Source organism: Actinoplanes sp. CA-051413 (assembly GCF_050955795.1).
In the GTDB taxonomy this organism is placed as follows: Bacteria; Actinomycetota; Actinomycetes; order Mycobacteriales; family Micromonosporaceae; genus Actinoplanes.
Window position 1 is genome coordinate 9,550,505 of sequence record NZ_CP192100.1, and the last position, 22,658, is coordinate 9,573,162.

The 22,658-nt window shown below is 70.9% G+C and carries 18 protein-coding genes; 9 read left to right on the forward strand and 9 right to left on the reverse strand.

The genetic code is table 11. The features are described from left to right. The first annotated feature begins 19 nt into the window (after positions 1-19). Genes ACQP2Y_RS45075 through ACQP2Y_RS45095 form a run of 5 tightly spaced genes read left to right on the forward strand, consistent with a single transcriptional unit; the run spans position 20 to position 8,010 of the window. The gene (locus tag ACQP2Y_RS45075; RefSeq protein WP_433722860.1) at positions 20-3,736 is read left to right on the forward strand and encodes an ATP-binding protein; all 3,717 of its coding nucleotides are present in this window, start codon (positions 20-22) and stop codon (positions 3,734-3,736) included. Between the two features lies 1 nt (position 3,737). After that, positions 3,738-5,708: an MFS transporter gene (locus ACQP2Y_RS45080; RefSeq protein WP_433722862.1), complete on the forward strand. Its 1,971-nt coding sequence runs from the start codon at positions 3,738-3,740 to the stop codon at positions 5,706-5,708. Between the two features lie 6 nt (positions 5,709-5,714). After that, positions 5,715-6,266, forward strand: coding sequence for a hypothetical protein (locus tag ACQP2Y_RS45085; protein WP_433722864.1), 552 nt, complete (start codon positions 5,715-5,717; stop codon positions 6,264-6,266). Beyond that, positions 6,263-7,411: a M23 family metallopeptidase gene (locus tag ACQP2Y_RS45090; protein ID WP_433722866.1), complete on the forward strand. Its 1,149-nt coding sequence runs from the start codon at positions 6,263-6,265 to the stop codon at positions 7,409-7,411. Before ACQP2Y_RS45085 ends, ACQP2Y_RS45090 begins: the two co-directional genes overlap by 4 nt. Next, entirely contained in the window at positions 7,408-8,010 is a 603-nt protein-coding gene (locus ACQP2Y_RS45095; protein WP_433722868.1) for a hypothetical protein, read from the forward strand. The genes ACQP2Y_RS45090 and ACQP2Y_RS45095 overlap by 4 nt, the downstream gene beginning before the upstream one ends. Before the next feature lie 4 nt (positions 8,011-8,014). Here the strand turns inward: ACQP2Y_RS45095 and ACQP2Y_RS45100 are convergent, their stop codons facing one another. Beyond that, the gene (locus ACQP2Y_RS45100) at positions 8,015-8,527 is read right to left on the reverse strand and encodes a hypothetical protein (protein ID WP_433722870.1); all 513 of its coding nucleotides are present in this window, start codon (positions 8,525-8,527) and stop codon (positions 8,015-8,017) included. A 155-nt stretch (positions 8,528-8,682) separates the two neighbouring features. Here ACQP2Y_RS45100 and ACQP2Y_RS45105 point away from each other — a divergent pair, with 155 nt between their 5' ends. The 3 genes from ACQP2Y_RS45105 to ACQP2Y_RS45115 are packed head-to-tail and all read left to right on the forward strand — an operon-like array spanning position 8,683 to position 12,206. Further along, entirely contained in the window at positions 8,683-11,268 is a 2,586-nt protein-coding gene (locus ACQP2Y_RS45105) for an FtsK/SpoIIIE domain-containing protein (RefSeq protein WP_433722872.1), read from the forward strand. Further along, positions 11,265-11,933 (forward strand): hypothetical protein, encoded by a 669-nt coding sequence (locus tag ACQP2Y_RS45110; protein WP_433722874.1) that lies wholly within the window; start codon positions 11,265-11,267, stop codon positions 11,931-11,933. Before ACQP2Y_RS45105 ends, ACQP2Y_RS45110 begins: the two co-directional genes overlap by 4 nt. 12 nt (positions 11,934-11,945) lie before the next feature. Further along, complete coding sequence (locus tag ACQP2Y_RS45115) at positions 11,946-12,206, forward strand: hypothetical protein (RefSeq protein WP_212987844.1); 261 nt, start codon at positions 11,946-11,948, stop codon at positions 12,204-12,206. Positions 12,207-12,276: 70 nt separating this feature from the next. Here the strand turns inward: ACQP2Y_RS45115 and ACQP2Y_RS45120 are convergent, their stop codons facing one another. The 7 genes from ACQP2Y_RS45120 to dacB form a co-directional block, all read right to left on the reverse strand. Next, the gene (locus tag ACQP2Y_RS45120) at positions 12,277-12,678 is read right to left on the reverse strand and encodes a RidA family protein (protein ID WP_433722876.1); all 402 of its coding nucleotides are present in this window, start codon (positions 12,676-12,678) and stop codon (positions 12,277-12,279) included. A gap of 28 nt (positions 12,679-12,706) precedes the next feature. Next, entirely contained in the window at positions 12,707-13,378 is a 672-nt protein-coding gene (folE, locus tag ACQP2Y_RS45125) for a GTP cyclohydrolase I FolE (protein WP_433732372.1), read from the reverse strand. After that, positions 13,375-15,408 (reverse strand): ATP-dependent zinc metalloprotease FtsH, encoded by a 2,034-nt coding sequence (gene ftsH / locus ACQP2Y_RS45130; protein ID WP_433722878.1) that lies wholly within the window; start codon positions 15,406-15,408, stop codon positions 13,375-13,377. Before ftsH ends, folE begins: the two co-directional genes overlap by 4 nt. Positions 15,409-15,791: 383 nt before the next feature. Further along, entirely contained in the window at positions 15,792-16,367 is a 576-nt protein-coding gene (gene hpt, locus ACQP2Y_RS45135; RefSeq protein ID WP_433722880.1) for a hypoxanthine phosphoribosyltransferase, read from the reverse strand. A gap of 127 nt (positions 16,368-16,494) precedes the next feature. Continuing rightward, on the reverse strand, positions 16,495-17,481 hold the full coding sequence (gene tilS / locus ACQP2Y_RS45140; RefSeq protein ID WP_433722882.1) for a tRNA lysidine(34) synthetase TilS: 987 nt from the start codon (positions 17,479-17,481) through the stop codon (positions 16,495-16,497). 11 nt (positions 17,482-17,492) lie between these two features. Next, entirely contained in the window at positions 17,493-18,551 is a 1,059-nt protein-coding gene (locus ACQP2Y_RS45145) for a zinc-dependent metalloprotease (protein WP_212987840.1), read from the reverse strand. Between the two features lie 49 nt (positions 18,552-18,600). Then, complete coding sequence (dacB, locus tag ACQP2Y_RS45150) at positions 18,601-20,034, reverse strand: D-alanyl-D-alanine carboxypeptidase/D-alanyl-D-alanine endopeptidase (RefSeq protein WP_433722885.1); 1,434 nt, start codon at positions 20,032-20,034, stop codon at positions 18,601-18,603. 516 nt (positions 20,035-20,550) lie between these two features. Between dacB and ACQP2Y_RS45155 the strand changes: the two genes are divergently transcribed. After that, on the forward strand, positions 20,551-21,054 hold the full coding sequence (locus tag ACQP2Y_RS45155; RefSeq protein ID WP_023562899.1) for an inorganic diphosphatase: 504 nt from the start codon (positions 20,551-20,553) through the stop codon (positions 21,052-21,054). A gap of 60 nt (positions 21,055-21,114) precedes the next feature. Here ACQP2Y_RS45155 and eccD read toward each other — a convergent pair whose 3' ends face one another. Beyond that, on the reverse strand, positions 21,115-22,551 hold the full coding sequence (eccD, locus tag ACQP2Y_RS45160; RefSeq protein WP_433722887.1) for a type VII secretion integral membrane protein EccD: 1,437 nt from the start codon (positions 22,549-22,551) through the stop codon (positions 21,115-21,117). Between the last annotated feature and the right edge of the window lie 107 nt (positions 22,552-22,658).

Consider the following 22,658-nt stretch of genomic DNA (forward strand, 5'->3'; position numbering starts at 1 on the left):
GCCCGAACGGGGCCCGTTCATGACCGCTACCCCACCGCCCGGGCATTCCCGCGCGGAATCGTCCCTCCCGGGCAGGCAGAGTAACGCTGTGCGATCGGACAACCACTCTCCGGATGAGAGCACTGATCAGGTGCCGGGTCCGGGCCACGGCGCTGTCGCGGTCTTCCAGGCCCCGCAGCCGGTACGCCCCCGCACCAACGGCGCTCCGCCGGTCGACCCGATGGACATCGATTCGCCGTTCCTCGATCTCTTCGGGGGCGCACCGGCCCAGCCGCCCGCACCGGCCGTTGAGCCGCCTGCCGACGACCCGGATGTCGACTTCGACTTCGGGTTCGACTTCGACGGCGCGGACGCGAGCAGCCAGACCTCCGGTGCCCCGGCGACGCCGACCGGATCGACGGCAGCTCCCGCTTCCACCGAGTCTTCGTCGGGTGCCACAGGACCCGCTACGGGTCCTGCCGGGCCCGCTTCGGGCGCTGCCGGCTCGGGTCCTGCTGGTTCCACGGCGGCGCCCGGCGGTTTCGCGGCCGCTACCGATGGGTCCGTGTCGGCCCTGTCGGGGCGCGGAGCGGGCGCCCAGGGCGCTGCCCCCAGCCCTGAGGTCAGCACGCCGGCATTCACCGAGCCTTCCGCCGCCGGCATCAACGGGCAGCCCTCCGGCCCCAACGGGCAGCCCTCCGGTCCCAACGGGCAACTCTCGGCCCGCAACGGGCAGCCGTCCGGCCGCGGTGGGGATTCGGCGGTTGCGCTGCCGGCCGTACCGTCGTCGAACGGTGCCGGGCCCGGCACCTCGCCGGCCGATGCACCGGTCTCGCCCTTCATGCGGGCGCCGGCCGGGCCGCAGGCCGATTTCTACGACGAGCGGGAAGCGCCGGAGTCCGACTTCGAGGACTGGCCCGACGACGTCCACCCCGGCGTTTCCCCGATCACGGCACCGCAGACCGTCCAGAGCCTCCCGCTGTGGCAGACCACCGCGGGGCCCGGGGTGACTCCGGTGGCGGCCGTCGAGGCGTACCACCCGGGCGCGCCGGCCGAGGCCGATGCCCGCACCGACCTGCCCGCGCCGATGCCGGAGAAGGCGCCGGCCAAGCGGCGCGGCCGCCGCAAGGAGCCGGCCAACCTGCCGGCCGTGCGGCCGAAGAAGAACGAGGTCAAGGCGGCGCCGCTGCGCCCGCACAAGCTCAAGTTCAGCGACCGCGACCCCAGCATCGAGCTGGAGATCAGCGAGATCGCCGGGCACCTGACGTTCACCCAGAGCACGGTGACGGCGTGGTATTCGCTGCCGGAGGTCCGCTGGGCGTTCCGCCCCGACGCCGAGCGCGAGGCGCTGCTCTCCGCGATCTCCGAGCAGTACGCGGGCCTGGCCGGCTTCCGGCTGCACCTGCGGCGCACCAACCGGCCGTTCCCCGCCGACGAGTGGGCCCGCACAGTCGACTCGCACACGGCCAAGCCGCTGCCCGACGTCTCGGGCGCCACCTCCTGGTCGGACCACCTCGTGGCGGCGCAGCGGCACCTGCTGTCGGTCAACCACGCCGAGGGCCAGACCTACCTGGGCGTGACGTTCGCCCGGCGTTCGCTCGGTGACACCTTCTCCGAGCGCATCCTGCGGATGTTCGGCAAGGGCACCTCCGACGGGGAACGACGCAAGCTCGGCCGTACGGTCGAGCAGTTCGACGAGGTGCTGAACGCGTTCGGTATGCGCGGCCGGCGGGTCACCCCGCAGGAGCTGGAATGGCTGCTGTTCCGTTCCGTGGCGCTGTGCATGTCCCCGCCCGGCCCGCTGTCGCCGATCTCGAACGGCCACTGGGAGCGCGGTGACCTGCTCGCGCTGACCGAGCAGGTGGAGCGCTACCGCACCCCGTACGGCTCGACGGTCAAGCTGGTCAACCGGATGACCGGCGAGGAACGGCACGTGGCCGTGCTGTCCGTGGGCCGGATGGAGCCGCTGGAGATCCCGGAGAAGCACGAGCCGTGGATGCACTTCCACGAGCGGCTGCCGTGGCCGATGGAGCTCTCCTCGCGCATCGACATCCTCGGCTCGAACAGCTCGTTCAAGAACCTCGAGCATCGGCTCCGGATGATCCGCTCGCAGCAGCTCGACTACGCCGAGCACGGCATCGACGCCCCGCCCGAGCTGGAGCGTCTGGCCAAGCGCGCGCTGGTCATCGGCGACGAGATGACCACGGGACTGCCGGTCGAGTCGGCCCGCGCGCACGGCTGGCACCGGATCGCCGTTGGTGGCCGCACCCGCGAGGAGTGCCTGGAACGGGCCCGGCGCCTGATCCAGCTCTACTCCCGCGAGCTGCGCATCTCGCTGCAGCACCCGAAGAACCAGGACCAACTGGCCCGCGAGTTCATCCCGGGCGAGCCGATCGCCAACACCGGCTACGTGCGCCGGATGCCGGTGAAACTGCTGGCCGCGGCGCTGCCGCAGGCCGCGTCGACGGTCGGTGACCGGCGGGGAGACCTGATCGGGCGTACGTCGGGAACGTGCCGCCGACCCGTCTTCCTGGACCTGCACTTCCCGATGGAGGTCCGGGAACGCTCCGGCCTCGGCGTGCTGGTCGCGGAGCCCGGCGGTGGCAAGTCGACGCTGATGGGCGCGCTGGGCTACCTGAACGCGCGCCGCGGTGTGCAGGTGACGCTGCTCGACCCGTCCGGCCCGCTGGCCCGGCTGTGCGCGATGCCGGAGCTGAAGCCGTACTCGCGGGTGCTGAACCTGACCGGCTCGGAGCAGGGGACGCTGGCGCCGTACGCGCTGATCCCGACCCCGGTCCGCAGCGAGTTCCCGGCCGGCCCCGGCGGCGACCGCGAGTACGAGATCGCGGTCTCCAACGCCCGGGCCGAGCGCCGCATGCTGGTCCAGGACATCTGCTCGATGCTGGTCCCGCCACAGGTGGCCAAGGAGGCGTCCACGGCGACGCTGCTGCGGCACGCGGTCCGTCAGGTGCCGGCCGAGGAGACCTCCACCCTCGACGACGTCATCGCCTGCCTGCAGGGCCTCGACGACGACGGCAAGGAACTGGCCAACCTGCTCCTGGACACCGCCGAGATGCCGCTGGCGCTGCTGTTCTTCGGCCGGCCCCCGGCGCACCTGCTCAGCGCCGACTCGGCCCTGACGGTCATCACGATGGCGGGCCTGCGCCTGCCGGACATGAAGATCGAACGCGAGTACTGGTCGGCGGAGGAATCCCTGGCGCTGCCGATGCTGCACACGGCCCACCGCCTGGCCGTACGCCGCTGCTACGGCGGCTCGATGGCCTCCCGCAAGATGGTCGGCCTGGACGAGGCCCACTTCATGGAAGGCTGGCGCTCCGGCCGGTCGTTCCTGGTCCGCCTCGCCCGCGACTCCCGAAAGTGGAACCTCGCGGCGTTCGTGGCCTCCCAGAACCCCCGCGACATCCTCGGCCTGGACGTGCAGAACCTGGTGTCGACAGTCTTCGTGGGCCGCATCGCCGAGGACCAGGAAATCGCCTCGGAAGCGCTGCGCCTGCTCCGGGTCCCGGTTCACGACGGCTACGAGGCGACACTGGCGTCCCTGTCGCAGGCGGACACCTCATCGTCGGCCCGCCTGGGCTTCCGTGAGTTCGTGATGCGCGACGTCGACGGCCGGGTGCAGAAGGTCCGGGTCGACGTGTCGTACGTCGACGGCCTGCTGGACTACCTCGACACGACCCCGGCGGCCGCGAAGGCGACGCCGACGGCGATTCCGTCCTTGTCCGACCTGGAGGTCTGAGATGGTACGGCGGGGATGTGCGCTGGTGCTGGTGATGCTCGTGGCGGTGGTGGCGAGTGTCGCTTGGGCGGTGGCCGCGCCATCAGCCGCTACGGCGGGACCATTGCGAGCGCCGGGCGGCGCCTGCAACGTCGAGGAGTGGGGCAATGACATCCCGGGCTGCGTCAAGCGGCTGAACGAGGTGGCGGCGGAGCGCGCTACCTGCCTCAAGGCGCCGACGCCCAATACTCCCGATTCTGGTCTTGCCGGTTGGTTCGCCGAACGCCCGGCATCTTCCACCCAGCCCGGCCCGCAGGGCGTCTACAGCAAGTACGGCTACGCCGGTTACAGCTACACCACCTTCGACCTCGACGGCGGCTGTGCGTCCACGCTGACCGAGCCGGAATCCAAGTTCGAGACCACGGTGGCCAACGGCGAGTTCATGGTCGCCACGGCGGTGATCGGTGCCTCCAACGCCCTGCGGGAGCGCGCCTGGGACCCGCAGGCGCTCTGGGGCTGGGCCGACCCGCTGGTCGACCAGGCCACCAAAGCGGTCTACGAAAAGGTGTTCAGCGTCTTCGGCGTCATCACGTTGGCGGTCGTCGGTCTCTATCTGATCTGGCGTTCGCAGCAGGCCGACATGGGCGCGGCAACGACAACAGCCGGCTGGGCCATTCTGATCATGGTGGCCGTGACCGCGATCGCCGCCTGGCCGGTCAAGTCGGCCAACATCGCCGACCAGACCCTGATCACAACGCTTGGTGTCGTGCATGACGCGGTAGGACCACGTCCGGCCACCGGCAGTGCGACGAGTTGTAAATTGGGCGAAGCCGAGGCGTGCAAGGACAACAGGCCACCGGCCGTGCGGGCGAGCGACATCTCGACCGAGACGATGCTGTACCGCAATTGGCTCCGTGGTCTGCTCGGCTCGGCCGACAGCCCGACAGCGCAGAAGTACGGCCGGGCCCTCTACGACGCCCGCTCGCTCAGCTGGCGCGATGCCGAGCGGATCCGGCAGAATCCGGACACCCGGCCGGCGACACTGACCGCGAAAAGCGACCAGTGGAAGAGGGTCTCCGAACAGATCAAGACAGAGGACCCGGAGGCCTACGAATACCTGCAGGGTACCAACGGGATGGACCGGATCGGCGCCGGCTTCATCGCAGTGCTGGCGGCCGTCATGTTCGCGATGTTCGACCTCACCGCTTCGGTGCTCGTCCTGCTGGGCTTCCTGATCTTCCGGTGGGCGGTCATCGCCGCCCCCATCCTGGGCACTCTCGGGCTGTTGCGGCCGGCCAGCTCGGGCATCCGACGGCTCGGCAATGCGGTGGTGGCGGCGGTTTTCAACATCGCCATCTTCGGTACCGGCGCCGCCATCTATCTGTTCGCCGTCGATCTGATCATGAACACTGCAAGCCTGGCCGGCTGGCTGCAGGTCGTGCTGGTCTGGCTGACCGGCGTGGTCGGATGGCTGTTGCTGCGGCCGTACCGGCGGATCACTCAGCTCGGCGGCAAGGACGGCACCGCGGCGATCACCTCCGCCGGGTCCTGGCACCGAAGGTTCTTCCGCGACATGAAGGAAGCGGCCAAGCTCGACGTGGTGGACGCCGGCGGCACGAACGAGCCGTTGATCGGAAAGGGCCGCACGGTCTACGTCGATCAGAGCAATCTGCGCCCCGAGGCCCGGCTGGAAGATCCTTCGCACGGCTCGACCGGACGTGGTGGACAAACACCGGCCCTGGTTCCTGACCGAGGGGGCAGTGCTCCGGCAGTACGCCCGGACGGTAACGAAGTGAACCGCGAGACCGCGGAAACTGGCGATCGCTCCCCCGTCCCGGTCACAGCGTCGGCCGCGCGACAGCGCCGTTCCTCAACCTGGACGGAACCCGACGTGGCGGAACGGCCGGCCTCGTTTGCGATCTACCGGCCAGAAACCGGTAACACCACCCGCGAAGAGCCGGCTGCGCCGCGCGTGCGCACCGAGGCGAAGTGACCGCCCGTGCCCAGGTTTCTCGAGCGCAGCCTCACCGGGCTCTTCCGCTCTCGCTGGGGCGTTGCTCTGGTGATCGCCGTACTGGTACTGGCGATCGTCGGGGTCGGGCGAATCTTCTCGGACGGAACCACGGCCTCGCCGCTGACTGATACTGCGACGGACACGCCGATCGCCAGCATCGATCCCAGCCACGATGACGACGGGGTCATCGTCGATGACGATCCGCCACCGTCGCCCACCACCAACCCGGGCAGCGCCGAGCCGGAGGCCGTCGCCTACGCCTTTGCCGCGGCCTGGGTGGACCACAAGAACGTGTCCGCGAAGACCTGGCACAACGGGCTTGTCCCCAACGCGACCCCGGATCTCGCCGATGAGCTGAACGGAGTCGATCCGGCGGACGTGCCGGCCGACAAGGTGATCGGCCGGCCCGCCATGGTGCCGATCGGTGACGGCCTCGTCAACGCGGTCGTGACGGTCGACTCCGGGAAGCTGACTCTGCAATTGGTGGCCCCGGACGGGCGCTGGTTGGTGGACGACGTCGATTGGGAGGGCCCATGAACCTGCCGCGGCCGCGCGGGGTGGCTCTGCTCATCGCCTTGACCGCCACACTTGCTCTGCTGTGTTGCGGCGGCGCAGTCAGCGCACTGCTACTCGGCGGGTTCGACAACAAGGAAGAGAAGCTCAATCTCCTCAGTACCGACTGCGGCGCCGACGGGCCGATCGATCCAGACGGCAAACTGCCCCGCGTCGGGCAGTACAGCCCTGAGCAGGTCAAGAACGCGGCAGTCATCATCAATGTCGGCAAACAACTGAAGTTGCCGCCGCGTGCCTGGGTGATCGCGGTGGCGACGGCGATGCAGGAATCGAACCTGCGGAATCTCGGTCATCTCGGCAAGCGCAACGACCACGATTCGCTGGGGCTCTTCCAACAGCGACCCACGAGCGGATGGGGCTCGCCGGCACAGGTCAGAGACCCGGTCTACGCGGCGACCAAGTTCTACGAGAAGCTCAGGAAGGTCAAGAACTGGGACAGGCTGCCGCTGACCCGAGCCGCCCAGCGGGTGCAGATCAGCGCCTATCCCGGCGCCTATGCGAAACACGAGCCGATCGCGACCCAGATCGTGAACATGCTGGCCGACGGTGCGGCCAACGCGGTAGGGGATTCGCTGGCCATGGTCTGTCCCTCGCTGGGCCAGATTTCCGCTTCCGGCTGGACCAGCCCTCTCGCTACCAGCGGCAAGGGCTTGAAGAAAAAGGACAAGATGGTGGTGGGATCGGGCTTCCGCACCGCGGACCGGCCACGCCACCAGGGCGTCGACCTGATCATCGGCTCCGGCAATCCGGTCCGCTCGGTGGCGAGCGGGGTAATCTCCCGGATCAAGTGCGACGAGACGTTCAGCGGGAAGCAGGACTGTGACGTGCCCGGGTACCCCGGCAAAGGTGGCTGCGGCTGGATGCTGGAGATCCGGCACGCCGGCAAGATCATGACCCGTTACTGCCACCTGGTCCGCCGTCCGACTGTGAAGGTGGGCCAGAAGGTCGCCGCCGGCGAGGTCGTGGCTTTCAGCGGTACGAGTGGCAACTCCTCCGGACCGCATCTACACTTCGAGGTGCACCTCAACAACGACCGTTCCAGCGCCAGCGCGGTGAACCCGGTCCAGTTCATGGCGCAGCACGGCTCCCCGCTCGGGGCCTCCCAATGACCGGCAGTCCGATGCCCGACCCGTTCGCCGGCTCCGGGTGGACCCCTGATCCGCCGCGCCCCCTGTCACCCGTTCCGGCCATAATGGGCGGCCAGCTACGCGGCCGGCGGGTCTTGATCGGTCTGCCGGGTCACGGATGGCGGGGCGACCTGCGCGCCGACGAGAAGGTCGTGCAGGGCAGCCGGACCTATGTGCCGGTGATGCCGGAGGCCGAGTGGTACCGCGCCGAGGCGGAGCAGACCGAGGTTTTCGCGCCTCTCGTGCCGGTCGAGCGGGTCTGGGTGGAAGAACTCGGGATGGCCGGACCGGCGATCGGAACCGGCGACGTCGTCTCCCGCCTGGTGTCCCTCGACGAGCCGCCCCGCCGGAATCCGATCGCGGCCCTGGATGCCAGCGCCCTCACCGGTCGCCGGGTGATCCAGCTGCTGGAGGACGGCGGTGAGCGCCGTGACCTCCGGGCCGTCACCGAGCTGCACACCAGCGACGACGGCGACATCTGCGCTCGGGTGGCAACGGAGCTGGACTGGTATCGCTGGGCGTGGAGCGGCAGAATCCCACCCACGCTGGAAGTCCCGGTGCACCTGCTCTGGGTGGAATAGGCCCTCAGGAAACCTCGACAGCGCCGCATACCCGCCAGCCGTCTTCGTCCACCATCGCGAACTCCCACGGCTTGGTGATCTCTTCGCTGTCATCGGAGAGGGTCCGGGTCAGATCGACGGAGACGGTTCCGCGCGTACCTGCCGTGGACACTCGAAGTCCTTCCCAGACCACCTGGATGCTGATGGAGAACCGGCTCTCACGGCTCTGCAGATCCGTCCGGAAGGCCTCGATATGCGTCAGGTCGAGCCCATTTTTGCAGGTGAACAGCTCTGCTTCCTTGTCGTCCCGGTTTACCAGGTAGGCGCGGAGGAACTGGTCCACCACCGCGTCCGGCTTGCTTCTTTCGATTTTTGTCGCCTCGTCGTAGAACGAGATGAACACGCCGACCCCGCCCAAACACAGCAACGCCAGAATCCCCGCCCCCATCGCGAGAATGAGCCGGAGTCGCCGGTTTCGCGGCTTTCCTGCCGCGGGCGGTGGCGCCGCGGGTTGCGGGGTCGGGTTCGGGGGCTGCACCCCTATGAGGTTAGTGCGTTCCGCTGTGGACCGGCGGTGGGCAGCCCGGCGGGTGGCGCGCTCTGCCCGTACTGGGAGAATTGCGCATCGGCTGCGCGACGTGGTCCTGCGGCCGCTGCAAGGTACGGTTTGAGCGCACACACGGAGGTGAGGCGGTGGAGTCGACGCGGCGCATCGATCAGGCCGCTGCCCTGCACCGCCAGGCGGAGGCCACCGTTGAGGCGGCCGCCGCGGCGCTGGAGTCGCAGGGGCCGTCCGCTGTCGACCCGCTCGAGCAGCATCATCTGGCCGAGGAGTTGCGGGCCGCCGCCAGTGAGCTGGCTCCCGGCTGGCTCGGCGCGCCGCTTGATGCCCAGTCGGCGACCACACCGCTGGGTGGCTCCTATCCGCCGCAGTTCGTGCGGCTCGGGATGGCGCAGCCGCTCGACGACGCTCGTTTTCCCGCCATCATCCCGCTGCTCGGCACCGGGCATCTCACCGTCGACGCGGACGCCCGCGACCCGCGGGTCGCCGGACTGCTGCGCTGCCTGCTGCTGCGCCTGCTCGCGACCGCGCCCGCCGGGTCGCTGCTGGTCCGCGCCGTCGACGGTACGGGCGGAGGCACCGTCTTCTCCCCTTTTGCCGCGCTCGCCGACGCGGGTCTGCTGTCCCCGACCGCCACCGATCGCGCGCAGCTGCGGGATGTGCTCACCGAGGCCGAGAAGTGGCTGCGGCCCGTTCGCGGCGGTGCGGTTCGCCGAGGCCGGCGGGACAGGATGATGTTGCTGGTCATCGCCAGCCTGCCGGAGCTGACCGAGGGCGCCGACCTGGTCCGGATCGCCGCGCTGGCGCAGCAGGGGCCCGAGTCCGGCCTGCATCTCATCGTGGCCGGCTGGCCGCCGCCACCGTTGACCGCGGAGACGACCCAGGCGCCGCTGCCCCGCACCACCCAGGTTTCGCTGCGCAACCCGTACGCGGTGGTCGGCGACCCGCCCGGGGCGACCTTCGGGTCCATCCCGGAGGCCCTCTGGTTGAATGCCCCGGTTTTTCTGGACGACGATCCGCCGCCGCACCTGGTCGACGCGGTGTGCCGGGAGCTGGCCGCCCATTCCGCCGCGGCTTCGCAGGTGACGCTGGCTGATCTGCTGCCCGATCCGGGTGAGGAGATCTGGACCGGGGACGCCGCCGACGGGATCGGCACCACGGTCGGTCACGACGGCGACACGCCACTGGTGCTGTGGTTCAACGATCTGACTCCACACTGGATGGTCGGCGGGCGGTCCGGCGCCGGCAAGACGGCCTTCCTGATCAACGTCCTGTACGGGCTCGGCACCCGTTACAGCCCCGACGAGCTGGGTCTCTACCTGCTCGATTTCAAGGAGGGCGTCTCGTTCGCCGAGTTCGTGCCGACCCAGCGGGACCGCACCTGGCTGCCGCACGCCCGGGCCGTCGGCGTCGAGTCCGACCGGGAGTACGGCCTGGCCGTGCTGCGCGAGCTGGACGCGGAGATGACCCGGCGGTCGGTGGCGTACAAGCGGGCCGGGGTGACCCGCTTCGCCGATCTGCGCGCGGTCGCCGTCGAGGAGGGCCGCGGGCGTCCCATGCCCCGCATCCTCTGCGTCATCGACGAGTTCCAGGTGCTGCTGGCCGGCAACGACCCGATGGCCGGCGAGGCGGTCCAGCTGCTGGAGTCGCTCGCCCGCAAGGGCCGCTCGTACGGCATCCACCTGATCCTGGCCAGCCAGACCGTCCTCGGCGTCGAAGCCCTGTACGCCAAACGCGACTCGATCTTCGGCCAGTTCCCGGTGCGGATCGCGCTCCCGGGCGGCGGCGATGTCCTGGAGCCGACCAACGACTCCGCGGCCGGCCTGCCCCTGGGCACCGCGGTGGTCAACACGGCCGGCGGGCTCGGCGGCCCCCGGGGCGCCACCCGGGGCCACGAACGCATCGTGCGCTTCCCGGACCCGCACGCCGACCGGGCCGTGCTCAGCGACCTGCGGCACAAGCTGTGGGGCGCCCGCGACCCTGAGGCCACCCCGCCGCGCATCTTCGCCGGTTACGCCCGCCAGCACCTCACCGACGACCCCACCTACCGGGCCGCGCTCGCGGGTCGCGGTGGACGCCCGGCGGCGCTGCTCGGCCGGGTCATCGACGTCGGCCTGTCGTCCGCGGCGTTCCCGCTGGACTCGTCGCCGGGGCGGCATCTGGCGGTGTTCGGCTCGCGTCCGGACGGTGCCGAGGTGCTGGAGGCGGCGGCCCGCAGTGTCGCGGCGTTCCACTCACCCCGTACCACCAGGTTTGTCATCTCCTCGCTCGTCGCCGAGGGCGACGAGATCGCCAAGGCCCTCGCCGTCGAGATCGGCCACCGCCAGGAGGTGGTCGTGGTCGACGCGGCCGGCCTGGCCGCGGAGATGGATGTTGAGCGGCCCGGCTACCGGGTGGTGTTCGGCATGGACGCGATCAGCCCGGGGACGCTGCCGTCGCTGCGCCGGGTGCTGCGCGAGGGGCCGGGGCGCGGCGTGCATCTGCTGTCGTGGTGGCGCGGGCTGCGCCGGTTCAGCGAGGAGACGGGCGGCAGTGCGGGTCGCGAGGACGTGGCCGGCCTGGTCTTCCTGAACGTGCCGCAGCAGGACGTCTGCATGATGGTCGGCAAATCGCTGGACTGGCAGCCGCGGGAGAACCGCGCGCTGCTGCACGACCGGCACGCCGACCGTACGGTGACGATCGTGCCGTTCGTCGAGCCCGAGAGTGACCAGGCATGACCGAGCGCACCGAGGGCGCGACACCGGAGGCTGTCGCCGGGCCGTGGGCGGCGTATGTGGCCGCGGCGCAGCGTCTTGACGCGGTGCGCCGGGCGGCGAGCTCGGCTGCCGGCGAGCAGGCGGCCACCTTGCAGGCCGCGCAGCAGGAGCTGGCGTCGGTCCGGGCCCGGCTGGCGCCGCAGCGCGCCCGGCTGGTGCAGGACCTGGGCGTTCCGGTGGCCTCGCTGACCGCGCAACCCGGCGAACGCGCCGTGGCCGCGCAGAGCGTCGCGGCCGGCCCCGAGGCGATCCTGACGGCGCTGCGGCAGGCGCGTGGCACCGCGGACGCGGCCGACGCGGCCATGCTCAACGGGGCCGGGCCGGCGGCGCCGTGGCGGCCGTGGGCCCGCAACCTGCTGGTGTACGGGCCGTTCGCCGCCGCCGTGCTGATCGTCCAGATCGTGCTCTACCTGATCGCCCCGTCCGGCTCCCTGCCCACGTACGCGCTGCTGTGCGGGCTGAGCATGCCGTTGCTGGCGTTCGGGCTGGGCTGGCTGACGATCGGCTTCGTCTACGGCGGCGGCCCCGCGAAGGTGGACCGCACGCCGATCGTCGGCGCGATCGCATGCCTGACGCCCGTGCTGCTGACCTGCATGGGTGTCGGCCTGCTCGCGTTCATCCGGTGAGGAGGGGCTGACATGGCCAGCGTCGAAGAGGTCAAGGCGAACGTGGCGGCGTCCGTGGACGGCACGCAGCGGGCGGTGGCGAGCATCCAGCAGGTCACGGACCAGCTGGACGACGCGCTGGCCCTGCTGCGGATGACGGCCATCGGATCGTTCCATCCGTCGGTGGCCACCGCGATCGCCCAGCTGGAACAGGCCCGCACCCGCCTGGACGAGGCCCAGACCCTGGCCCGGTCAGCGATGGACAGCGCCGACGCCTACCGCATGATCGTCTAGCGAGGCAGTCGCGGCGGCCGTGCACCGGCTCGCCGCGCCGCGCCGGCGCGGCCGGTGCCGCCGGCGTGGTCTAGTCGGGCAGGGCTGCGGTGAGGTCGATCTCGACGAGCTGGCCGCCGAAGCCGAGCGCCGCCACTCCCAGCAGCGTGCTCGCCGTGGTGAACGCGGGGGCCAGCTCGGAGGCCATCAGCCTGTCCCACACGCCGGCCAGCACGGCCGACTCCGTGCTGACCACATAGATCACCGAGCGGGCCACGTCAGACGGCTTCGCACCGGCCGCTGCGAGCACGGCCAGGCAGTTGGCAATGACCTGGTCGGTTTGGGCTGCGTAGTCGCCCGGGCCGACGACCTTGCCCGTGACGTCGAGGGGGCACTGGCCGGCCAGGTGGGCGAGGCGGCCGGCCGAGGTGATCGTGACGTGGCTGTAGCCGGGCGGCTTGTGCACACCGGTGGGGTTGAACTTCTCCAGCATCGCGCCAGTATCGCGAACCGGCCGGCGATCAGCGCGCGTTTATCAGCGCCATCGCCTCGGCGCGGACCTTGCCGTCGCTCTGGAACGCGCCGCGGACGGCCGAGGTGACCGTGCGGGCGCCGACCTTGCGGATGCCGCGCATCTCCATGCACATGTGCTCGCACTCGAGCACCACGATGACGCCCCGGGGCGCGAGCTTCTCCATGAGCAGGTCGGCGATCTGCGAGGTGAGCCGTTCCTGCACCTGGGGGCGGCGGGCGAAGACCTCGACCAGCCGGGCCAGCTTGGACAGGCCGGTGATCCGGCCGTCGACGCCGGGGATGTAGCCGATGTGCGCGACACCCTTGAACGGCAGCAGGTGATGCTCGCAGAGGCTCATGAGCTCGATGTCGCGGACGAGCACGAGCTCCTCGTGGTTCGCCTCGAACGTGGTGGTCAGCACCTTGGCCGGGTCGACCCGCAGACCGGCGAAGAGCTCCGCATAGGCCCGGGCCACCCGGGCCGGGGTGCGCTGGAGACCGTCGCGATCCGGGTCCTCACCGATGGCGATGAGGATCTCCCGGACCGCTTTCTCGATGCGGGCCAGGTCGACGGCCTGCTCGACCGGGGTGCCGGTGAGCTTGCCGTCGACCAGACGCGCGGCGAGGTAGTCAGGCTCGTCGGAGTCGCCGGGCTCCGTCGAGCTGCCGTCGGTGATCAGTGGTTGCCTTCCACCGAGCCGTTCGGCGTGCTGCCCGCACTCGGGTTGACGCCACCCACGGCGACCTGGCCGTCGGCTTCCGCCTGGGCCTTGAGCTTGTCCCGCTCGGCGGGGGTGAGGACCGGCGGCGCCTCGGACGGGAGCCGCTTGCCGAAGCCGTTGAACGGGGCCATCGGCGGCCGCTTCTGCACGCGGGCGCAGATGCGGTTCATGTCGTCCTGGGTGATGGTCTCCTTCTCGATGAGCTCGAGAACCATGTTGTCCAGGACGTCGCGGTACTCGACCAGGATCTCCCAGGCCTCGTCGTGGGCCAGCTCGATCAGGGCCCGGACCTCGGAGTCGATGTCCGCCGCGACGGAATCCGAGTAGTCCTTCTCGTGGCCCATGTTGCGGCCCATGAAGGGCTCGTCGCCGCTGGTGCCGTACTTGACGGCGCCGAGCTTGGAACTCATGCCGTACTGGGTGACCATGGCGCGGGCCAGAGCGGAGGCCTTCTCGATGTCGTTGCCGGCCCCGGTGGTGGGCTCGTGGAAGACGAGTTCCTCCGCGGCCCGGCCGCCGAGCGCGTACGCCAGCGTGTCGATCATCTCGGCCCGGGTCTGGGTGTACTTGTCCTCGGTCGGCAGGACCAGGGTGTGCCCCAGCGAGCGGCCACGGGGAAGGATCGTCACCTTGTGCACGGGCGCGGAGTGCGGCAGCGCGTAAGCCACCAGCGCGTGCCCGCCTTCGTGGTAAGCGGTGATCTTCTTCTCGTTGTCGCTCATTGCGCGGGAGCGGCGCTCCGGACCGGCGATGACCCGGTCGATCGCTTCTTCCAGGAAGAAGTTCGAGATCGCGCGCTTCTCGTTGCGGGCGGTCAGCAGCGCGGCCTCGTTGATCACGTTGGCCAGGTCGGCGCCCGAGAAACCGGGCGTGCGGCGGGCCACCGAGTCGAGGTCGACGTCCGGCGTGAACGGCTTACCCTTGGCGTGCACCCGCAGAATGGCCTTGCGACCCTCCATGTCCGGGTTGTCCACCGGGATCTGCCGGTCGAAGCGGCCCGGGCGCAGCAGCGCCGGGTCGAGGATGTCCGGCCGGTTGGTGGCGGCGATGAGGATGACGCCACCCTTGGTGTCGAAGCCGTCCATCTCGACCAGCAGCTGGTTGAGCGTCTGCTCACGCTCGTCGTGACCGCCGCCCATGCCGGCACCGCGGTGCCGGCCGACCGCGTCGATCTCGTCGACGAAGACGATCGCCGGGGCGTTGGTCTTGGCCTGCTCGAACAGGTCGCGGACCCGGCTCGCGCCGACACCCACGAACATCTCGACGAAGTCGGAGCCGGAGATCGAGTAGAACGGCACCCCGGCCTCACCCGCGACGGCCCGGGCGAGCAGGGTCTTACCCGTGCCCGGCTGGCCGAAGAGCAGCACGCCCTTGGGGATCTTGGCGCCGAGCGCCTGGTACTTCGCCGGGTTCTGCAGGAAGTCCTTGATCTCCTGGAGCTCCTCGACGGCCTCGTCGGCCCCCGCCACGTCGGCGAAGGTCGTCTTGGGCATGTCCTTGGTCAGCATCTTGGCCTTGGACTTGCCGAAGTTCATCACGCGGGAGCCGCCGCCCTGCATCTGCGACATGAACAGCAGCAGCAGGATGACGAGGATGGCGATCGGAAGCAGGTTGACCAGCAGGCTCAGCAGGATGCTGTCGCCGGACACGGTGGCGTTGACCGTGCCGGTGATCCGGCCGGCGGCCTTGGCCTCCTGGACGTCGGCCCAGATCTCATCCGTGAGTTCGTACGGATACTGGGTCTCGATCTTGTCCGTGGACTTGCCGTCGAACCGCTCCGGTGTCGCCAGTTCGAGCTGGAGCGTCTGCTCCTTGTCCTCCTGGATGACCTTCTTGATGCCGGGCTGGTTGAGTCGCTCGAGGACGACGGAAGTATCAACTCGCTGGTAGCTCGGACCACTGGTGAAGAATGAGCTCAGCGCAATCGCACCGATGATCACCAGAATGATCCAGACCACCGGGCGGCGGAAGAAACGCGTACGTTCCATACTGTTGTCGGGCGCCTGATGCGCCCGGACCCTCCTGATCGGCGTCCTGGTCACCTGGGTTGACTTGCCTCCGCCCACCGGGCGCCGATGATGGCTTTCCCCGCGGTGGAGACACTGCCGCATCGATAACCTGAAGCCGCTCCGGCAAACCCCACCGGTGCGACCGCTACCGATCCGACCCCTCCGGCGCTTGTGACACTGCGCCATCGGTCACTCGACCGTACACCGTGGCCGCCTCTTGCGACTGGTCCAGCCCGGCCTCCGGGACCCCTCCGGTCACCCCCTGTTCATGCCGGAGCCCCGGCTAAACAGGCACAGAATCGGACAATACAGCCCGGTTACGGACCATGCCGCCGATTCCTGAGAGTCGGCTGGGAGACCGTTCAGCTACGGGCGTACACCTCTGGCTTGAGCACTCCGACGTACGGGACCTCGCGGTAACGCTCCGAGAAGTCGAGTCCGTAGCCGACCACGAACTCGCTGGGGATGTCGAAGCCCACGTACTTCGTCGGCACCGGCACCTTGATCGCGTCCGGCTTGCGGAACAGCGCCACCACCTCGACGCTGGCCGGCTGCCGGGACTGCAGGTACTTCATCAGCCAGGACAGGGTCAGGCCGGAGTCGACGATGTCCTCGACGATGACCACGTGCCGGCCGGTGATGTCGCGGTCCAGGTCCTTGAGGATGCGCACCACCCCGGAGGAGGTCGTGCCGGAGCCGTAGGACGAGACGGCCATGAACTCCATCTCGGAGGAGGGGCCCTGCCGGCCCAGCGCACGCGCGAAATCCGCCATGAACATGACCGCGCCCTTGAGCACGCAGACCAGCAGAATGCCGTCCTCGGCCTCCGCGTAGTCCGCGGCGACCTGCTTGGCCAGCTCTTCGGTCTTCTCGCGGATCTGCTCCTCGGAGATGATCACGCGGTCGATGTCGGCGTCGTACCAGGAGCCGTCTGCCATGCGCCTAGCGTGCCGCATGAACGTGGCCGGTCGTGGCCGGGGGCAGCGGTCCGTGCCCGTCCAAGCGCTGGTTATGGGGCGAATCAGGCCCCGGCGTCCGGACCGGGAGCACGGACAGTGACAACTGTCACAAGCCGGCGGGCACCAGGTCACCCGCTCGGCGACCCACGACGATCCCCCCGGGCAGCGACGTGGGGCCCTGGCCGTGCCAGTCGGTCACCAGCGCGTCCAGCGCGAGAACGTGCCGGTGCGAGAGGGCGGCGCCCGGCGCACCCAGCTCGCGGGCCCAGGCGTGCAGCACCCGGCTCCGGATGGCCGCCGGCAACGCGGCCAGGTCGCTCACCGAGAGACCCTCGCCCGACCGGCACGCGCCGAGGGCCTCGGCGGCGACACCGTCGAGATAGCTGATGTCTGCGGCGACCAGCGAGGCGGTCCGCGCCAGGTTGGCGACCACCGCGGGGCCCAGCGCCGCGATCAGCGCCGGCAGGGCGTCGGCCCGGACCCGGGACCGGGTGTACGCGGGGTCGGTGTTGTGCGGGTCCTCCCAGGCCGCGAGCCCGAGCGCGGCGCAGGCCTTGCGGGTGTCGGCCCGGGTGACGTCCAGCAGCGGCCGGACGAAGACACCTTTCCGGTACGGCATCCCGGCCAGCCCGCGCGGCCCCGCACCCCGGGCCAGCGCGAGCAGCACGGTCTCGGCCTGGTCGTCGCGGGTGTGCCCGAGCAGCACCATCGCCGCGTGGTTTCGCTCGGCGACGGAGGAAAGGGCCTCGTAGCGCGCGTCCCGGGCGGCGGCCTCGGGTCCGCCGGGACGGCCGGCCACGTCGACCGTGGCGATCTCCACCGGGGCCAGCCCGGCCGATCGCGCCCAGTCGGCGACGGCGGCGGCCCGGGCCGGGGAGCCCTCCTGCAATCCGTGGTCAACGGTCACGAGCCCAGCGCGCAGCCCGAGCCGGGGCGCAACGAAGGCCGTCGCGGCAGCGAGAGCGAGCGAGTCGGCCCCACCGGAACACGCGACAAGAACGAGCTCCCCGGCCGCGCCGGACCCCGCGCCGGGGCGCAGCGCCCGGCGGACCGCGTTGCGGACGGCCGCGACCGACGGCGCGATCCTGGCCACGGCCGGGACCGCTAGGAGGCCAGCCCGACCGGCCCGTGCACCCGGGCCACCCAGGCGTCCGGGTCGCCCAGCTCGTCCAGCCGGGGCAGGGTCAGCGGCGAGTCGAAGATCTTGTTGAAGCCGGCCATCCCGACCCGTTCGACCACACCGTGCACGAACTTGTGGCCCTCCGCGTACTGCCGCATCTTGACCTCGATGCCGAGCAGCCGGCGGATCGCCTTCTCCAGCGGGTTGCCGCTCTCGCGGCGCTGGTTGAACTTGGCCCGGATGGACTCGACCGAGGGGATGACCTCGGGGCCGACCCCGTCCATGACGAACTCGGCGTGGCCCTCCAGCAGCGTCATCAGCGCGGTCAGCCGGTCCAGGACCGCCTTCTGCGCGGGGGTCTGCACCAGGTCGATGACCGAGGACCGGCTGTCCGGGTCGCGCAGGGCGTCGGAGAGGGTGGCCACTCCGCGGCGCATCCGTTCGAGGATGTGCTCGCCGTTCTGCGAGGCGTCCACGAACGCCTGGACCTCGCCGAGGAAGTAGCCGCGCATCCACGGCACGGCCGTGAACTGGGTGCGGTGGGTGACCTCGTGCAGGCAGACCCAGAGCCGGAAGTCGCGCGGGTCGGCGCCGATCTTGCGCTCGACCTCGACGATGTTCGGGGCGTTGAGCAGCAGCTGGCCCGGCTCGGCGGAGAAGACCTCGTACTGGCCCAGGACCCGGCCGGAGAGGTAGGCCAGCACCGTGCCGGCCTGCACGCCGGTGACCCGGGAGCCGATCGCGTCGGCGACCGCCCCGGGCTGTTTGTCCCCGGAGAGCCGGGTGACCAGCGGGATGATCACGTGCTTGAGGCCGGCGATGTTGACCGCCGCCCAGTCCTTGCGGTCGACGACCCGCACCGGCGGGGCCTCGACCTGGGCCGTGAGCCCGGTGTAGGCCGCGACGTGTCCCGCGGCCTCCTCGGTCAGATCGCGCAGCTGCGCCACCACCTGCGTGGCTTCCTCGTAGGACACCGCGGGTCCGGATTTCGACAGCGCGCCCGCGGTGGCGGCGGCCAGATCCCAGTCAACGAACTGCGCCATGCCGTCCACCGTACCCGCGTCCGACCAGCCGCCTGCCCTGAGAAAACCCCTAGGTGCAGCCGCAGGTGACCAGCTTGGCCGCGATCTTGTCGAGGGCCTGCCGGGCGGCGACCGACTCGCCGGTGCGGTCGGCCATGATCGCGAAGACCAGCAGCCGGCCGTCCGCGGTGACCAGCTGGCCGGAGATCGTGTTGACCCCGGTCAGCGTGCCGGTCTTGGCCCGGACCAGGCCCTGGCCCACCCGGTTGGGCGCCGGGGTGACGAAACGGGTCCGCAGCGTGCCGGACCAGCCGGCCACCGGCAGCCCGCCGAACATGGCGCTGAGCTCGGGATTCTTGCCACTGGCGGCCAGCTTCAGCGTCTCGGTCAGCAGGTTCGGGCTGATCCTGTTGCGCCGGGACAGGCCGCTCGCGTCGGACAGCGCGGCCTCGCCGGCCGGCAGGCCGAGCTCGCCGAGCTTGGCCACCATCGCCTCGGCCGCCCCTTCGAAGGACGGCGTCTTGCCCGCGGCCAGCGCGACCTGGCGGGCCAGCGCTTCGGCGATCACGTTGTCGCTCTGCTCCAGCATCCAGTCGACCACGTGCACCAGCGGCGGCGATTCGACCTTGCCCAGCTCCGCGCCGGGGGCCGGGGCCGCACCGGCCGCCGCGGACGGCGCCGCCGAGGGTGTGCCCGACTCGACGGCGGCGGGCGCCTTGCCCTTGCCCACCTTGCCCGGCGCGAGGCCGAGCTGCTTGGCGAAGGCCCGGCCGGCGGCCAGCGCCGGGTCCGAGAAGCGGGGGTCGCCGCCGAACTCGTTGTGCACCGGCTCGATCCGTCCGGCGTTGGTCATCAGTGACTGGATCTTGGCCACCTGCCCGCCGCCGATGACATCGCCGTCCCAGCCGAGCGCGGTGAGCGGGCCCTCGTACAGCGAGGTGTCGATGGTGACCTTGGTCGGGGCCTGCCCGCCCAGTGCCGTCTTGACCTGGGCGGCGAGCTTCTCCAGCCGGGCCGCGCCCGGGAACTGGCCCTTCGCCCCCACCGACAGGGTGGGGTCGCCCCCGCCGATCAGCACGACCTCGCCCGGCTGGGCGCCGGCCACCGCGCGGGTGGCGAGCCGGTAGGCCGGGCCGCGGGCCGCGAGCGCGGTGGCCGCGGTGAGCAGCTTGGTGGTAGAGGCGGGCGTGGTCATGGTGTCCGCGTTCTGCTCGAACAGGGACTCACCGGTCGCGACGTCGGCGATCGACACGTTGACCTGCGGGCCGAGCGGGCCGGCCTTGAGCAGCGACGCGATCGCCGCGCGGACCCCGGCCGCGGTGGGCGCGGTGCCCGAGGTGTCGGCTGCGGCCAGCACGGGCGTCGGCGTCGGGTCGGGAGTGGGGGCCGCCGAGGGGCTCGAGGCGGGGTCCGCGGACAGCCAGCCGTCCACCGGACCGGGCCGGACCACCAGCACTCCGGCCGCGGCGACCACGACCAGCACGAGGGCTGCAAGAAGCGACAAGACGACGGTACGCCGCGACTTACCCGTACCCGGCTCCGCCGCTGCCGGCGCCCCGACCGGGGGAACGGCCGGGCCTGGTGCCGGACTTCCGGGCTGACCCGGCGGGTCGGCCGGGGGTTGCACCGGCGGTGGAGTCACCGGGGCCGGCTGGGGCGCAGGGGGCCCTTGAGCAGCCTGGGGCTGCGGATGAGCGATGTTCAGCGGCACCGAGGCGCGGCCGTACGTCGTCCCGGCGGGACGTGGCGCCGGCGGTGTCACCGGCGCTGCGGCCGGCGGCACACTGGCCCGTCCTACCGGCGAATGACCGTTTTCCGGTCCTGACACGCCGTCGTACTCAGGAGTGTTCTGTGAATCTTGCCTCCCCACGAGCCCCTCCTCCGTACTTGGCGTCAGACTTAGGGGAGACTACAAACATCCGGCACACCGGTGCGCGCGGATCCTCGGGGCCGATTCCTGCTCCCGCTCCGTCGCCACGCCCTGCCGGGTCCGACTGCGGGGCTAACAAGGGAGCGAACGATGGATTTCGACGTCTTGGTTGAGATCCCCAAGGGCCAGCGGAACAAGTACGAGGTCGACCACAAGACCGGCCGGATCCGACTGGACCGGACGCTCTTCACCGCGACGCAGTACCCGGCTGACTACGGGTTCATCGAGGGCACTCTGGGGCAGGACGGCGACCCGCTGGACGCCCTGGTGCTGATCCAGGAGCCGACCTTCCCCGGCTGCCTCGTGCGGGCCCGGGCGATCGGCATGTACCGGATGACCGACGAGAAGGGCCGCGACGACAAGGTCCTCTGCGTGCCCTACGAGGACCCCCGCCAGGAGCACCTGCGCGACATCCACCACCTGGGCGAGTTCGACCGGATGGAGATCCAGCACTTCTTCACGGTCTACAAGGACCTCGAGCCGGGCAAGTCGGTCGAGGGCGCCACCTGGACCGGCCGCGTCGAGGCCGAGGAGGAGATCCGGGCGTCGTTCAAGCGCGCGGAGGCCGCCGAGCACCACGACGAGGGTCACTGATCTGACAGAAAGACGCGGCGGCCGGGCTTTTGCTCGGCCGCCGCGTTTTTTGTGGCCGGATCAGATGCTGAGGTTGCTGGCCATGCCGTAGAGGCCGATGACGGCGCACGCCACCGGGATGACCGCCACCACCGCGAGGGTGTCCAGCAGGTCGGCGGCCCGCCCGAGGTACGGCGACGGGGCCCGGCGGGTCCAGGTCGCACCCGCGGCGACCGCGGCCAGCGCCACCAGCAGGACCGTGACGCCCAGGCCGAGCAGCATCGCCTCGCCCGCGCCCCAGAGCAGGTCGACCCCCAGGGTGAAGAGCCCGAACAACCCGGCGGAGATCAGCGGGAGCCGCTGGCGCAGGGTGACGAACAGCCGGCAGCGCAGCAGCAACGCGGCCACAGCGAGACCGGTCAGGATCTGCGCGGACAGGCCACCGGCGGACGCGAGCACCACGAAGGCGCCGACGCAGAGCAGGGCGTGCCCGATCAGCAGGCCGGTGAGCGACTCCTCGGTGCGGCTGACCGCGGCGAAGACCCGGGCCCGGTCCGGGCGTTCCCGCGCCGCGTCCATCGCCGAACTGCGGGCCGGGGCGCCGGTGAAGCTCTGCTCCGCCTCGCTTCCGGTGGGCAATGTCACCGGCGGGGTGGGCATCTTGCCCAGGCGGATGGCCAGCAGCGGCAGCGCGCCGATGCCGCAGACCAGCGCGGAGAGCAGGATCGCCGCAGCGCCGGCGGCCGAGGTGAGCAGCGCGACGAGAGCGGTCAGCGCTCCGAACAGGCCGATCATGATGCCGGCGGTGAAGACCCGCAGGGACGCAGCCACGCCGACCGCGCCCAAGGCGGCGACCAGCAGCAACGCCACCGAGCCGGTCAGCAGCTCGGGGCCGCCGATCCAGGACAGCAGCGCGAAGACGCCGACCGGGTCACCGGAGGCGATCAGCACAGCGCCGCCGACGAACGCGTACGGCAGCGCGCAGCCGCCGAGGACCGCCCCGGCGCGCGCGTCCCCGTACGCCCGGGAGGCCGTGATGCCGGCCAGCGCGAGCAGCAGGCCGACGCCGAGCCCGAAGAAGGCCGCGCCGCCCCAGGCCGGTCCGGCCGCGAGCACCGCGAGCAGGCCGATGGCCAGCAGCACCGCGCAGCCGGCCAGGGTGGCCGTGCGGGTCGAGGCCGGCGACCAGATCGTGCCGCGGCGCCGGGCACCCTCGGCGATCGCCTCGACGACGTCGTCGTACTCCAGCTCGGGCCAGTTGTCCCGGGCCGGCACCAGGTGCAGCACCTCGCCGTCGCGCACACCCTGCGGGAACAGGCCCTGGGCGGTCGCCAGCGCGACGCCGTCGGTGCGGCGCAGCAGCCAGCCGCCGTGCTTCTCACCGTCGTCGGCCAGGCCCTCGCCGGCGTGCCGGAGGACCTCGGGCAGCAGCTCGGCCAGCGGTACGTGCTCGGGCAGCGCCACGTCGACCCGGCGCTGTGGCGCGCTGATCGTGACTCGGGCCAAGCCCACGCTCATGCCGTTATTCCCATCGATGGTGGTAAGCCTTCAGTCGACTTTAGGGTGGGGGCGGGGTGGTCGGACGGGGAGGCTGCGGAACTGAGGGGACTTTACCTACCATGAGC